Source organism: Streptomyces wedmorensis (assembly GCF_000716445.1).
Taxonomy (GTDB): domain Bacteria; phylum Actinomycetota; class Actinomycetes; order Streptomycetales; family Streptomycetaceae; genus Streptomyces; species Streptomyces wedmorensis.
Genome location: NZ_JNWK01000034.1, coordinates 68678 through 81156 on the forward strand (window position 1 = coordinate 68678; position 12479 = coordinate 81156).

10 protein-coding genes and 1 pseudogene are annotated in these 12479 nt (G+C 72.7%); 3 read left to right on the forward strand and 8 right to left on the reverse strand.

Annotation, left to right across the window (positions count from 1 at the left end):
- The first annotated feature begins 186 nt into the window (after positions 1 to 186).
- Positions 187 to 2763, forward strand: coding sequence for an ATPase AAA (locus OO54_RS45935; protein WP_033206817.1), 2577 nt, complete (start codon positions 187 to 189; stop codon positions 2761 to 2763).
- Positions 2764 to 2886: 123 nt separating this feature from the next.
- Here OO54_RS45935 and nucS read toward each other — a convergent pair whose 3' ends face one another.
- Entirely contained in the window at positions 2887 to 3558 is a 672-nt protein-coding gene (gene nucS / locus OO54_RS25155; protein ID WP_017236121.1) for an endonuclease NucS, read from the reverse strand.
- Positions 3559 to 3830: 272 nt separating this feature from the next.
- On the opposite strand from nucS, the gene OO54_RS25160 reads away from it, so the two are divergent.
- Entirely contained in the window at positions 3831 to 4223 is a 393-nt protein-coding gene (locus OO54_RS25160) for an SCO5389 family protein (RefSeq protein ID WP_017236120.1), read from the forward strand.
- Between the two features lie 246 nt (positions 4224 to 4469).
- Here the strand turns inward: OO54_RS25160 and OO54_RS25165 are convergent, their stop codons facing one another.
- Positions 4470 to 5504 (reverse strand): LLM class flavin-dependent oxidoreductase, encoded by a 1035-nt coding sequence (locus OO54_RS25165; RefSeq protein WP_033206819.1) that lies wholly within the window; start codon positions 5502 to 5504, stop codon positions 4470 to 4472.
- 198 nt (positions 5505 to 5702) lie between these two features.
- Between OO54_RS25165 and OO54_RS25170 the strand changes: the two genes are divergently transcribed.
- Positions 5703 to 6032: a hypothetical protein gene (locus OO54_RS25170; RefSeq protein WP_033206821.1), complete on the forward strand. Its 330-nt coding sequence runs from the start codon at positions 5703 to 5705 to the stop codon at positions 6030 to 6032.
- A gap of 4 nt (positions 6033 to 6036) precedes the next feature.
- On the opposite strand, the gene OO54_RS25175 is transcribed toward OO54_RS25170, so the two are convergent.
- The 6 genes and pseudogenes from OO54_RS25175 to OO54_RS25200 form a co-directional block, all read right to left on the reverse strand.
- Positions 6037 to 6897: an ABC transporter permease gene (locus tag OO54_RS25175; RefSeq protein WP_033206824.1), complete on the reverse strand. Its 861-nt coding sequence runs from the start codon at positions 6895 to 6897 to the stop codon at positions 6037 to 6039.
- Complete coding sequence (locus OO54_RS25180; RefSeq protein WP_033206826.1) at positions 6894 to 8066, reverse strand: ABC transporter ATP-binding protein; 1173 nt, start codon at positions 8064 to 8066, stop codon at positions 6894 to 6896. Before OO54_RS25180 ends, OO54_RS25175 begins: the two co-directional genes overlap by 4 nt.
- Before the next feature lie 167 nt (positions 8067 to 8233).
- Entirely contained in the window at positions 8234 to 9013 is a 780-nt protein-coding gene (locus tag OO54_RS25185; RefSeq protein WP_033206829.1) for an ABC transporter permease, read from the reverse strand.
- A gap of 3 nt (positions 9014 to 9016) precedes the next feature.
- A complete protein-coding gene (locus OO54_RS25190) occupies positions 9017 to 10015 on the reverse strand; it encodes an ABC transporter ATP-binding protein (RefSeq protein WP_033206830.1) in 999 nt (332 codons plus the stop codon).
- 73 nt (positions 10016 to 10088) lie between these two features.
- Positions 10089 to 11024 (reverse strand): coiled-coil domain-containing protein, encoded by a 936-nt coding sequence (locus OO54_RS25195; protein ID WP_017236114.1) that lies wholly within the window; start codon positions 11022 to 11024, stop codon positions 10089 to 10091.
- A gap of 114 nt (positions 11025 to 11138) precedes the next feature.
- Positions 11139 to 12479: pseudogene (locus OO54_RS25200) on the reverse strand (hypothetical protein); the annotation flags it as partial.

Here is a 12479-nt window from a genome sequence, read left to right on the forward strand (position 1 = left end):
GTCACCGTCTGTGAAGCAGCTGTGTGAACCAGGCGTCACGCTCAATCCTCACAAGACCGTGACGTCTTGGTCTCCGGGGCACCCCGCCTGTTCCCGAGCGCCTGACCACGGTCTAGGGTTCGGTCGCCTGCACATTGACGGACCCATCCGGCGGGCACCGGACACCGCTTCTTGGGGGCTTGCACCATGGACCCGATCAACCGTGGGTCGGAGGAGTACGGGCACGACACCGAGGGTGACGAGGCCCGCCAGGGCCGCGGCGTGCCCGCGCCCGCCCCCGCGCGCGCCCGTGTCGTCCAGCTCGTCACCGGCGGACTCCTCCTCACCGTCAACCCCGTCGACGGCAGCGAGATCGAGCCCTGCCCCCCGGGACGGGAACCCGAGGCCCCCCGCCCCCGCACCGCCGAGGAGCGCGCCGAGGTCACCCGCGCGGCCGCCCCGCCCGTACCGGCCGGGCCCGCCGCGCCCGTACTGCCCCTCCTCGAACGGAGCGAGGAACGCGAACGGCTCGCCGGGATCATCACCCGCGGCCGCTCCGCCCGGCTGACCGGCCCCGCAGGATCCGGCCGCACCGCCCTCCTCGACGCGGTCGCCGCCGACTGCGCCGACCTCGCCCCCGACGGCGTCGTCCGGCTCTCCGGCCACCACCGCACTCCCACCGAGCTCCTCCACGAGCTCTTCTCCGCCGTCCGCCACGCCCCGGAGCAGCGGCCCGACCGGACCGCCCTCCTCGGCCTGGTGCGCGACATCGGCGCCGTGGTCGTCGTCGACGACCTGGAGTTCGGCGGCGCCGCCCTCGACGAGCTGCTCGACGCCGCACCCGAGTGCGCCTTCCTGTTCGCCGCGGCGCCCGACGCCCCCGCCCCCTCCGCCGACACCCCCATCGAGGAACTCCGCCTCGAAGGCCTCGGCCGCGGCGGCGCCCTCAAGCTCCTGGAGAGCGCCGCCGGCCGCACCCTCACCGACGACGAGGCCAACTGGGCCGGCGACCTGTGGTTCGAGTCCGAGGGCCTGCCGCTGCGGTTCGTCCAGGCCGGAGCCCTGCTCCGCCAGCGCGACCGGCTGCGCGTCACCCCCGCGGAGTTCGACGCCTTCGGCGCCCTCGAAGAGGCCTTCGGACCCACCGACCCCGAAGCGGCCGCGGCCGTCGCCGCCGCCGCCTTCGACGGCATCGACGACCCCGACGTCGAGCTGCGCGAGATACCGCTGCCGAGCCTCGGCGAAGGCGCCGCACCGGCCGCCCTGCTCGCCTCCCGCCTCAGCCGCTCCGCCCAGGCCACCCTGCGCTTCGCCGTCGCCCTCGGCGGCGAGCTCCCGCACCAGGCCCACCTGCCGGCCCTCGTCGGGGACACCCACGCCGACGCCGCCCTCGGCGAACTCGTGGCCTGCGGCCTGCTCTCCCCGGTCGGCCCCCGCTACCGGCTCGCCTCCGGGGTCCTCACCCAGCTCGTCGCCCACGGGTACGAGCACGGTGCCGCCGAGCGCGCCCACACCGTCGCCCAGCACTACGCCTGGTGGACCGCCCACCCCTCCGTCACCCCCGACCGGGCGGCCGCCGAGTCCGACGCGCTGCTCGCCGCCCTGTCCGCCCTCGTCTCCGGCTCCGCCACCGCGGACGACGCCGAGCACCGTGCCACCGCCGTCCTCCTCGCCCGCGCCGCCGCCCCCGCCTTCGCCGCCGGGCTGCACTGGGGCGCCTGGGAACGCGCGCTGCGGGCCGGGCAGGAGTCCGCCCGGCTGACCGGCGACGTGGCGGAGGAGGCGTACTTCCACCACGAACTCGGCGTCCTCGCGATCTGCGCGGGCAACCTGGAGCGGGCCCGCGCCGAGCTGGAGGCCTCCATCGGCATGCGCGGGGTCCTCGCCGACAAGCGCGGCACCGTCGCCGGCCGACGGGCCCTCGCGCTCGTCGCCGACCTCTCCGGGGAGCACGGCACCCCGGCCGCGCCCCGCGCCGAGGAGCCCGTCTCCCCGCCGCGTGGGACCCCGGCCCTGCGCGGCCCGGCCACCCGGCCCGCCCTCGGCCCGTCGGCCGCCACGGCTCCACTGCCGAGCGGACCGGCCAGGCGGCCCGCGGCCCCGATGCCCGCGTTCCCCGACTTCGCCGACGAGGGCCCGACCCTCATCACGCGCCCCGACACCGCCGAGGACGGCGGCCGCCCCGGCCTCAAGGGCGGCATCCTCGCCGGCGCCCGCCGCAACCTCGTCGCGGTCGGCGCGGGCGCGCTCCTCGTCGCCGTCCTCGGCACCGTCGTCACCCTCGGAGCCACCTCCGGAAACGGCGACGAACCGGTCACCAACAGCGTCACCTCCGACAGCAGCGCGCCCGACGGCGGCGGCGACGGCGCCGGCAGCGACGACGAGCCGCCGACCGACGGCGAGCCCGGCGAGACGGGCACCCCCACGGCCTCCGGCTCCCCGAGCCCCTCCGCCTCCGGCAGCGCGTCCGCGTCGGGCTCGGCGAGCCCGGGCGCCTCCGACTCCGCGTCCCCCTCGGACAGTCCGTCGGCGACCACCGGACCCCCGTCGTCGAACACGACACCGCCGACCGGACGGCCCACGCCGACCCGGCCGCCCAACGCGTCGTCCTCGTCGCCCCGGCCGTCCAATTCGTCGCCGTCGCCGTCCTCGTCGTCGCCCTCGCCGTCGTCCAGTTCGCCGTCGACCTCGCCCTCGTCCTCGGCATCCACCAGCGGGGCCCCCGTCAACACCGCCTCGTCCACCCTCGGCAGCGACCCCTCCACCTCCGACACCCCCGCCTGACCCCCGTAACGCCGTACGGAGACGACGAACGGCCCCGGGCGCGTCCATCGCACCCGGGGCCGTCCCCGTACTCCGTACCGCCGCTCCGTACCGCCGCCAGGGCCTGTCCGGCGGATCAGGGCCTTAGAACAGCCGCAGCTTGTCGTCCTCGATGCCGCGCAGGGCGTCGTAGTCGAGGACGACGCAGCCGATGCCGCGGTCCGTGGCGAGGACCTTCGCCTGCGGCTTGATCTCCTGCGCCGCGAAGACGCCCTTGACCGGCGCGAGGTGCGGGTCGCGGTTGAGCAGCTCCAGGTAGCGGGTCAGCTGCTCGACGCCGTCGATCTCGCCGCGGCGCTTGATCTCCACCGCGACCGTGCCGCCGTCGGCGTCGCGGCAGAGGATGTCCACCGGGCCGATCGCGGTCGGGTACTCGCGGCGGATCAGGGTGTAGCCCTCACCGAGGGTCTCGATGCGGTCGGCGAGCAGCTCCTGGAGGTGCGCCTCCACGCCGTCCTTGATCAGGCCAGGGTCGACACCCAGTTCGTGTGAGGAATCGTGGAGGATCTCCTCCATCGTGATGATCAGTTTCTCGCCCGCTTTGTTGATCACGGTCCAGACGCCTTCATCGCCGTCCGCACCCTCCTTGAGGGTGCACGGCGGGGACATCCAGTTGAGCGGTTTGTACGCCCGGTCGTCCGCGTGGATGGAGACGCTGCCGTCTGCCTTGACCAGGATCAGACGGGGGGCGGAGGGCAGGTGGGCCGTGAGCCGGCCCGCGTAGTCCACGGAGCAACGGGCAATGACGAGACGCATGGTCGGCAACGCTACAAGACGGGCGCTCTTCCGCGCGATTCGGGCATCCGCCGGGTACGCCCCGAAGGGCCCCGGGGATGCGCCGGAGTGCGGTCATGAGCCGAACACCCGTCGGTTATCAGCCGGTTGTGTTCCCAATCTCCTGGTGCGGTCAGACCTGCGCGCTTACCGTGGAAGCTGGAGGTCGTCGTCCGTGCACGCTGCGTGTCGGGCGGGCAGGCCTTCGTCCCTGCCCGCAAGACCCCGCCCGCGGGGTCGCGAGAGGAGAACCCATGTCGCTCGACGTCTCACCGGCACTGTTGGAACAGGCCGAGCGAGGCGAGGTCGACGAAGCCGACTTCGTCGACTGCGTCCGGACCTCCCTGCCCTACGCATGGGAGATGATCAGTTCTCTGGTGGCCCAGCTGAAGGTCGACGGCGGAGAGTTCGCCGACAACCAGACGCCGCCGCCGAATGAGCAGGCACGTGGTCAGCTGCTGCGCGCGCTCGCCAGCGACGCCATCCGTGGCGCGCTCCAGCGGCACTTCGGGGTGCGTCTCGCATTCCAGAACTGCCACCGGGTGGCGGTGTTCCCGCTCGACCCGGCGGTGGACGAGCGGCTCGCCCGCTTCACATCCGTACGGGGGCAGCTTCTCAACCAGTCGCCCGAACTCCGCGACTGCTGAGGCACGGTGCTGCCGCTCCGCGTCGCGGGAGGTCGCGATCGATGCGCGCCGACGCGCATCGTCACCCGGAGACGCCGGAGCGGCGGCACGGTCCCGGCCGTGGCGCACCTCACGGCGGACCCCCGCGCCGGAACCCACACCGCGGGAGCGAGGGCCCCCGGGCCGGAACTCACCGGGAGCGAGGGCCCTCGGGCCGGAGCTCACACGGGGGAGCGACCGGACGCGGCAGGATCTCCGTGCCGGAGCTCACACCAGGAGGGGCAGGACCTCCGCGCCGAGCCTGCGGACGTTCTCCTCGGTGGCCGCGAGGTCGCCCGACCCTTCGGCGAGCAGGGCGAAGCGGGTGATGCCCGTACGCTCCGAGGTCGCCGCCAGCCGGTCCGCCGCGAGCCGCGGCGTGCCCACCGGGTGCATCCCGCACAACAGTTCCGTGTACGCCACGGGGTCCCGCATCGCCCGGTGTCGGCCGTCCACCGTCACATGGGCGTCGAGCCCCTGCTTCAGCCAGCCCGGCATCGCCTTCACGAGCGCCTCGGCGGCGTCCGGCCCGCGGTCCGCGAGCTGCGCCACCCCCGCCGAGACGTGGCCGGCGCCGATCCGCGCGATCTCGTCGGGGTCCCGCCCGGCCTCCCGCGCGCAGCGCGCCCAGGCCGCGACCATCTCCGCCTTGTCCTCGTCCCCGCAGTGCATGCCGAGCAGCATCGGAAGCCCCCGCTCCGCGGCGAGCCGCACGCTCTTCGGCGAGGTGCAGGCCACCACCACCTCCGGGCGGGCCGGCCCGTCGATCAGCTCGTCGGGACGCGGCACCACCGGCACGTCACGGAAAGCGAATCGTTCCCCCTGGGCGCCCACGGTGGGCTCGGTGAGCCAGCGCAGCAGCAGGTCGAGCGACTCGGGGAAGCCCTGCTCGTACGCGGCGAGGCCGGAGCCGAACACCTCCAGGTCGACCCAGGGGCCGCCACGGCCCACCCCGAGTGTGAACCGGCCGCCCGAGGTCAGGTGCAGCAGCGCCGCCTGCTCGCCCAGGGCGACCGGGTGGACGCTCGGCAGCACGCTCACCGCCGTGCCGACCCGCAGCCGCCGGGTGCGGCCGAGGAGCAGCGCGGCCAGGGTCACGGCCGAGGGGCACACCCCGTACGGCACGAAATGGTGCTCGGCCAGCCAGACGGAGTCGAGCCCGGCCTCCTCGGCGACCTCGGCGGTGCGCACCGCACGGTGCAGCGCCTCTCCTTGCCCCTGGCCCGGGAACTGGGCGGCCAGAACGAACGTACCCACGCGCATCGCCTTCTGCCTCCTTGCGGCCGACGCGTATCTCCCCTCGCAATGGCAACAACGTCTGACACGTGCCAAAGGCAACGGCCGTTCATGAAGTTCTTGCGATTTTCCGCTAAGCCGTCCCGGACGGGGCCCGGGGCACCGCGTCGCGGCCCGTAGGCTGGAGGGAACGGTCCGTGTTCCCAGACCCCGTGAGGTGTGCCCGTGTCCCCGCGTCACAACCGCTCCCGAGGCGGCGAGAAGCCCGAGCAGCCGCAGGGCGATCACGGCGACCGGTACGGCGGTGTGCAGCGTACGGAGACCTGGCAGGGCGAGGAGTGGTACGTCCGGCTCGTCGCCGGTGCGAGCTCTCCCGGCAAGCGCTACCGCTGCCCCGGCTGCGACCAGGAGATCCCGCCCGGCGCCCCGCACGTGGTCGCGTGGCCGGAGTACGGGGGAGTGGACGACCGGCGCCACTGGCACAAGGCCTGCTGGAACGCGAAGGACCGCCGCACCAGCAGGGTGCAGCGGTCCCGTAACGCGCCGAAGTACTGAGGGCTCAGACGTCCCGGCTGTTCAGCAGGGCGAAGGCGCCGCCGAGGACGACCGCCGTGACGCCCGCCAGGATGAACAGCGGCTCCCAGCCCGCGGGGCCGTCGCCGAACGGCGGCTGGTCGCTGTACAGCGCGATCATCTGCGACGGGATGGCGTAGGTGAACAGCCACTCCCGCACCGACTCGAGCGCCTCCGACAGCATGAAGAGGCCCACCACCAGCGGCAGCAGCAGCAGGCCGATCATCACCGTGATCGCGCCGGCCGAGTGCCGGATCAGCGTCCCCAGCGCCAGCGACAGCAGCCCGAGCAGGGCCAGGTAGGCGCCCGCCCCGGCCGTCGCCCGCAGCCACTCGCTCGCCGTCGGCTCCGCCGCGATGTCGCCGACGATGGCGACCTGCGCCACCGCCACCAGCGCCGCGGTCACCGTGGTGACCGTGAAGACCAGCAGGAAGAAGACGATCGCCTTCGCCGCCAGGACCCGGCCCCGGCTGGGGCAGGCCGTCAGCGTCGTACGGATCATGCCCGTGCCGTACTCGGAGGCGATGGTGAGCACGCCGAGCGTGATCACGCAGATCGCCGCGGGCAGCATCCCGAAGAAGCCGAACCCGAGGGCCGACTCCTCGACCATCGCGGCCTGGCCGTCCTCGGACATCGCGCGCTGGGACGCCGCCGCGATCGCCGCCACCCCCAGGCCGAGGGCCAGCATCAGCAGGATCATGACGCCGAGCGTCCACATCGTCGACCGCACCGAGCGGATCTTCGTCCACTCGGAGGCGAGCGCGTCACCGAGGTGCGCCCGGCGGACCGGGATGGGGGAGACGTACGCGTACGGAGCCTGAGTGGGCTGGTGTGCGGGGGCGGTCATCGGGCGTCCTTGGTGGTGTCGCTCGGCTGCGGGGTGGTCGACGGGGGGACCGCCGCGGCCGGCGGAGCCGCCGGCGGCGGGGCGTAAGGACCCGGCGCGGGAGCCTGCGGGGCACCGGCGTACGGGTTCTGTCCGGGCGGCGGCGGGGCGTACCAGCCCTGCTGCGGCACGTCCTGCACCACCTGCTGCGGCGGCATCCCGTAACCCGGCTGCCCGGGGTGCGGCGCCGGCTGGAGGTGCGCGAGCCGGTCGTCGGTCGAGCGGTAGTCCACGGCGCCCTGCGTCAGCCGCATGTACGCCTCCTCCAGGGACGCCTGGTGCGGCGAGAGCTCCCAGAGCCGTACGTCCGCGTCGTGCGCCAGGTCGCTGATCCTCGGCAGGGGCAGGCCCGTCACCCGCAGCGCCCCGTCCGGCTCGGACAGCACCTGGCCGCCGGCCTCCGTCAGGACCGCCGTCAGCTTCTCCCGCTGCGCCGGCTCGGTCTGCGGGGTCCGCACCCGGGCGAAGTCGGCGGAGTTCGCCGAGATGAAGTCCGTGACGCTCATGTCCGCGAGCAGCTGCCCCCGGCCGATCACGATCAGGTGGTCCGCCGTCAGCGCCATCTCGCTCATGAGGTGGCTGGAGACGAACACGGTCCGGCCCTCGGAGGCCAGCTTCTTCATCAGGTTCCGGACCCAGAGGATGCCCTCCGGGTCCAGGCCGTTGACCGGCTCGTCGAAGAGCAGCACCTGAGGGTCGCCGAGGAGCGCCGCCGCGATGCCGAGGCGCTGGCCCATGCCGAGCGAGAAGCCCTTGGAGCGGCGCTTGGCCACGTCCTGGAGGCCGACGACGCCGAGGACCTCGTCGACCCGCTGCGCCGGGATGCCGGCGAGCTGCGCGAGCGAGAGGAGGTGACTGCGCGCGCTCCGCCCGCCGTGCACGGCCTTGGCGTCGAGCAGCGCGCCGACCTGCCGGGGCGCGTTCGGCAGCTGCCGGAACGGGTGGCCGCCGATCGTCACGTGCCCGGCGGTGGGCCGGTCGAGCCCGAGGATCATGCGCATCGTCGTCGACTTGCCCGACCCGTTGGGTCCCAGGAAGCCGGTGACCACACCCGGCCTCACCTGGAAGGAAAGGTTGTACACGGCCGTCTTGGCGCCGTAGCGCTTCGTCAGGCCGACTGCCTCGATCATTCTCCAGCCCCATCGACAGGTCGGTCGCATCCATGTCGGGGCGTGGCGGCCTTCGGCCGGAGCCCCCCGTATGAGCTAGGAGCTTATCCAGCCGTTGACGGTTCCGGCGACGCGGAATCGAACCGCCGGGGAACCTCGGGGAGATTCCCTGGCGGTCCCCTACGGGATCAGGCGTCCCGCTTCTTCAGCACCAGGTAGCCGCCGAGCAGGGAGGCCGCCACCCAGATCAGCATGATCCCGAGTCCGCCCCAGGGCCCGTACGGGGCCTTCTCCTGCCCCATCGCGTCCGGCACCACCTGCATGATCTTGGAGCCGGCCTGGTCGGGGAAGTACTTGGCGACCTCCTTCGCCTTCGGCACCGCCGAGAGGATCTGCGAGATCAGGAAGAAGAACGGCACCAGGATGCCCAGCGACAGCATCGAGGAGCGCAGCATCGTCGCCACGCCCATCGAGAAGATCGCGATCAGGCCCATGTAGAGACCACCGCCGACCACCGCGCGCAGCACGTTGTCCGCGCCGAGGGTGGTGCGGTGCTCGCCGAGCAGCGCCTGCCCGAGGAAGAAGGAGAGGAAGCTGGTCGCCAGGCCCACGACCAGAGCGAGCACGCCGGCCACCGCGATCTTCGAGAAGAGGAAGGTGGCGCGCTGCGGGACCGCCGCGAGCGAGGTGCGGATCATGCCCGAGGAGTACTCGGTGCCGACCACCAGGACACCGAAGACCACCATCGCCAGCTGGCCGAGGATCATCCCGGAGAAGCTGGCGAACGTCGGGTCGAAGGTGGCCTGCTCCACTTCGCTGAGATCGTCGAAGGTCGACTTGAACAGGGCGCACAGCGCCGCGCTCATCGCCACGGTGACGAGGAGGGCGCTCGCCAGCGTCCAGACGGTCGACGACACCGTCCGGATCTTGGTCCACTCGGACTGGAGGACCGCGGATGCCGCTGCCATCGTTCAGGCTCCCTCGGAGGTCGGGGCGTGGGGGTCGGAGTCCGACCCGGGGGGCGGGCCCCACCGGGGGCCGGGCGCCTGCGCGCCGTGTACGTCGGTGCCGTGCGCGTGGTACTCCACCGCACCGGCCGTCATCTGCATGAACGCCTCTTCGAGGGAGGCGCGCTGGGCGCTCAGCTCGTGCAGGACGACGCCGTTCTCCGCCGCCAGCTCGCCCAGCTTCTCGGTCGTCGCCCCGTCCACCTCGAGGGTCCCGTTGCCCGCCTCGACCACGATGAATCCGTTGCCGTGGAGGACGTCCCGCAGGCGTTCCTGCTGCGGCGAACGCAACCGCACGAAACTCCTGGAATTCTGCTGGATGAAATCCGCCATCGACGTGTCGGCCAGCAGTTTTCCCTGCCCGATCACGATGAGATGATCGGCCGTCAGTGCCATTTCACTCATCAGGTGACTGGAAACGAAGATCGTCCGGCCTTCGGCGGCCAGCGCCTTCATCAGATTGCGGATCCAGTGAATTCCCTCGGGGTCCAGACCATTGACGGGTTCGTCGAACATCAGGATCTCGGGATCGCCGAGCAGCGCCGAGGCGATGCCGAGCCGCTGGCCCATGCCGAGGGAGAAACCCTTGGACTTCTTCTTCGCGACCGGCGTCAGACCCACCAGGTCGAGCACCTCGCCCACCCGCGCCTCGGGGATCCGGTTGGACTGCGCGAGGCACAGCAGGTTGTTGTAGGCGGAGCGGCCGCCGTGCATCGCCTTGGCGTCGAGGAGCGCACCGATGTACTTCAGTGGCTCGGCCAGGTCCCGGTAGTGCTTGCCGTCGATCCGGACCGTCCCGCTCGTCGGGTTGTCCAGGTCGAGCATCATCCGCATCGTCGTCGACTTGCCCGCCCCGTTGGGCCCCAGGAACCCGGTGACCACGCCCGGTCGCACCCGGAAGGAGAGATGGTCGACCGCCGTCTTCGTCCCGAACCGCTTGGTCAGGCCCTCAAGCTCGATCATGCGTACAACCTACGGGCGCGCAAAACCCCCCGCCACCGGAATGACAGGGGGTTTCGGATGTGCTGTCGACTCGTTACCGCGACTGCTGGGCCGGAACGCCGGCCGCACGCTCGTCGTCGATCGGGGAGCCCGCCGCCGCCACCGCGGCACCGGTCAGCGTCGCCAGCATCTCGCGGACGTTGGTCAGCTGGGCGTTGATCGAGTCGCGGCGGTTCGTCAGGGCCGCGAGCTCGCGCTCCGACTCCGAACGGATCCGGTCGGCCTTGGCGTTCGCGTCGGCCACGATGTCCTCGGCCTGGCGCTGCGCGGTCTCCACCGTCTGACGGGCCCGGCGCTCCGCGTCCGTCCGCAGCTTCTCGGCCTCCAGGCGCAGCTGCTCGGCGCGGTGCTCGATCTCCGCGAGACGCTTCTCCGCCTTCGCCTGACGGGAGGCCAGGTCCCGCTCCGACTGCTCGCGGCGCTTCGCCAGGTTGGTCTCGAAGTCGGCGGCGGCCTGGGCGGCCTTGGCGCGGGTCTCCTCGAAGAGGGCGTCCGCCTCCTCACGCTTCGACTGCGCGTCCTTCTGCGCCTCGGCGCGCAGCGAGTTGGCCTCGCCCTGCGCCTTCTCGACGATCCGGACGCCCTCGTCCTCGGCCTTCGCCTTCCGGTCGGCCGCGAACGACTCCGCGTCGTTGCGCACCTGCTGGGCGGAGGACTCGGCCAGCTCACGGTGCTGCTCGGCGGCGCGGCGGGCCTCCTCACGCAGGTCCTTCGCCTCCTCCTCGGCGAGCCGGAGGATCTTCTCGACCCGGGCGCCGAGTCCCGCGTACGACGGCTCGGCGTCGGTGACCTGCGCCTGGGCGTTCTGCGTCTCGAGGTGGAGCTCCTCGATGCGCTTCTCGAGCGAGGTGATTCGGGACAGGGCGCTGTCGCGGTCGGACACGAGCTTGGTAATGCGGTCGTCCACCTGACCGCGGTCGTAACCGCGCCGCACGAGCTCGAAGCCGAAGGGGGAGGATGTGTCGCTCATGGGTTTCCTGTCGAATGAGACCGGTGAGGTGTTAGAGGGAATCCTAGGGGCCGAAGCGGCGTGTCATCGAGCGTATGCCCGTTTGATCTGGAGAATGTCCAGCCTTTTGAGTGGCTAGCCGTCCTGGGACTTGCCACTCGAACGAGTGATCCCCGACGAAGCGCCCGCCTTGACCCCCTCCTTCGAACCCGCTGACGGGGTCTCGAAAGACTCCAACGCCTCCAGCACGTCCTGGACACGGGAGATCTCGGCATTGATGTCCTTGCGCCGGCGCACCAGCACCTCCAGCTCGCGCTGACCCTCCGCGACCGTCGCCTCGGCCTCGGCCTCGGCCTCCGCCCGGATCCGCTCCGCCTCCGCCTTGATGCCCTCGGCCTCCGCGACGAGCGAGGCCTTCTTCTGCTCGGCCTCCTTGAGGAGCGCCTCGGCCTTGCGGACCGCGGCGATCCGGACCTTGCTGGCCTCCGAACTCGCCTCGGAGACGAGCTCCTTGGCCTTCTCGTCCGCCTCGGCGCGCTGCTCCGTCGCGGCCGTCACCAGCTTGTCGACCCGCTCGCCGGCCGTCCGCATCTGCTCGGCCGTCTCGCGCCGCGCCCGCTCGTGCAGCTCCTCGATCTCGCCCTCGACGCGGCCGCGCAGCTCCTCGGCCCGCTCCCTTATGGCCGTCGCGTCGCCGCGCGCCCCGACGAGCAGTTCGTCCGCGTCCGTACGGGCCTTCTCCACCAGGGAGTTGCCCTCGACGGTCGCCTCGGCGACGATCCGCTCGGCCTCCTTGCGGGCCGCGCCGACCATCGTGTCCGCCTGCGACTCGGCCTCCGTGGTGGCGCGCAGCGCCTCCTCCTGGGCCTTGGCGATCAGCTGGTCCGCCTGCTCGGCCGCGTCCGAACGCTTCCGGGCACCGGCCTCCCGCGCCTCGTCGAGGGTCCGGTCCGCCTCCTCGCGGGCCTCCGAGCGCATCTGCTCGGACGCCGCCTCGGCGTCCGCCCTGACCCGCTCCGACTCGGTACGGATCCGCTCGGCTTCCTGCTGCGCCGCGGCCAGCGCCGCGGCGCCCGCGGCCTCCGCCTCGGCCTTGGCCCGCTCGCCCTCGGCGAGGGTCCGCATGGCCTGCTCGGCCGCCTCCGCCGCGACCCGCTCCGCCTCGGCCCGCGCGTCCGCCGTGACCGCGTCGGACAGCTCGCCCGCCTCGCGGGTGATCCGATCGGCCTCGCTCGTCGCCTCGCCGATGAGGGCGTCGGCCTGTTCGGCGGCGTCGGCGCGGCGCTTGTCGGCGGCCTTGCGGGCGTCGTCGAGGACCTTCTCGCCGTCGGCCAGGGCGGCGTTCCGCAGCGCCTGGGCGTGCGCCTCTCCGTCGATCTTGACCTGTTCGGCCTCGGCGCGGAGGCGCTGGGCTTCCTGTTCGGTCGTCTCCATGAGCTCGACCGCTTCGGCGGTGAGCCGTTCGGCTTCGGCGGT

Bases quoted from the DNA above. Each gene is read 5' to 3' on its own strand.
- OO54_RS25190 (WP_033206830.1), bottom strand. From the start codon at position 10,015: ATGATCGAGCTTGAGGGCCTGACCAAGCGGTTCGGGACGAAGACGGCG.
- OO54_RS45935 (WP_033206817.1), top strand. From the start codon at position 187: ATGGACCCGATCAACCGTGGGTCGGAGGAGTACGGGCACGACACCGAG.
- OO54_RS25160 (WP_017236120.1), top strand. From the start codon at position 3,831: ATGTCGCTCGACGTCTCACCGGCACTGTTGGAACAGGCCGAGCGAGGC.
- OO54_RS25175 (WP_033206824.1), bottom strand. From the start codon at position 6,897: ATGACCGCCCCCGCACACCAGCCCACTCAGGCTCCGTACGCGTACGTC.
- nucS (WP_017236121.1), bottom strand. From the start codon at position 3,558: ATGCGTCTCGTCATTGCCCGTTGCTCCGTGGACTACGCGGGCCGGCTC.
- OO54_RS25185 (WP_033206829.1), bottom strand. From the start codon at position 9,013: ATGGCAGCGGCATCCGCGGTCCTCCAGTCCGAGTGGACCAAGATCCGG.
- OO54_RS25180 (WP_033206826.1), bottom strand. From the start codon at position 8,066: ATGATCGAGGCAGTCGGCCTGACGAAGCGCTACGGCGCCAAGACGGCC.
- OO54_RS25165 (WP_033206819.1), bottom strand. From the start codon at position 5,504: ATGCGCGTGGGTACGTTCGTTCTGGCCGCCCAGTTCCCGGGCCAGGGG.
- OO54_RS25195 (WP_017236114.1), bottom strand. From the start codon at position 11,024: ATGAGCGACACATCCTCCCCCTTCGGCTTCGAGCTCGTGCGGCGCGGT.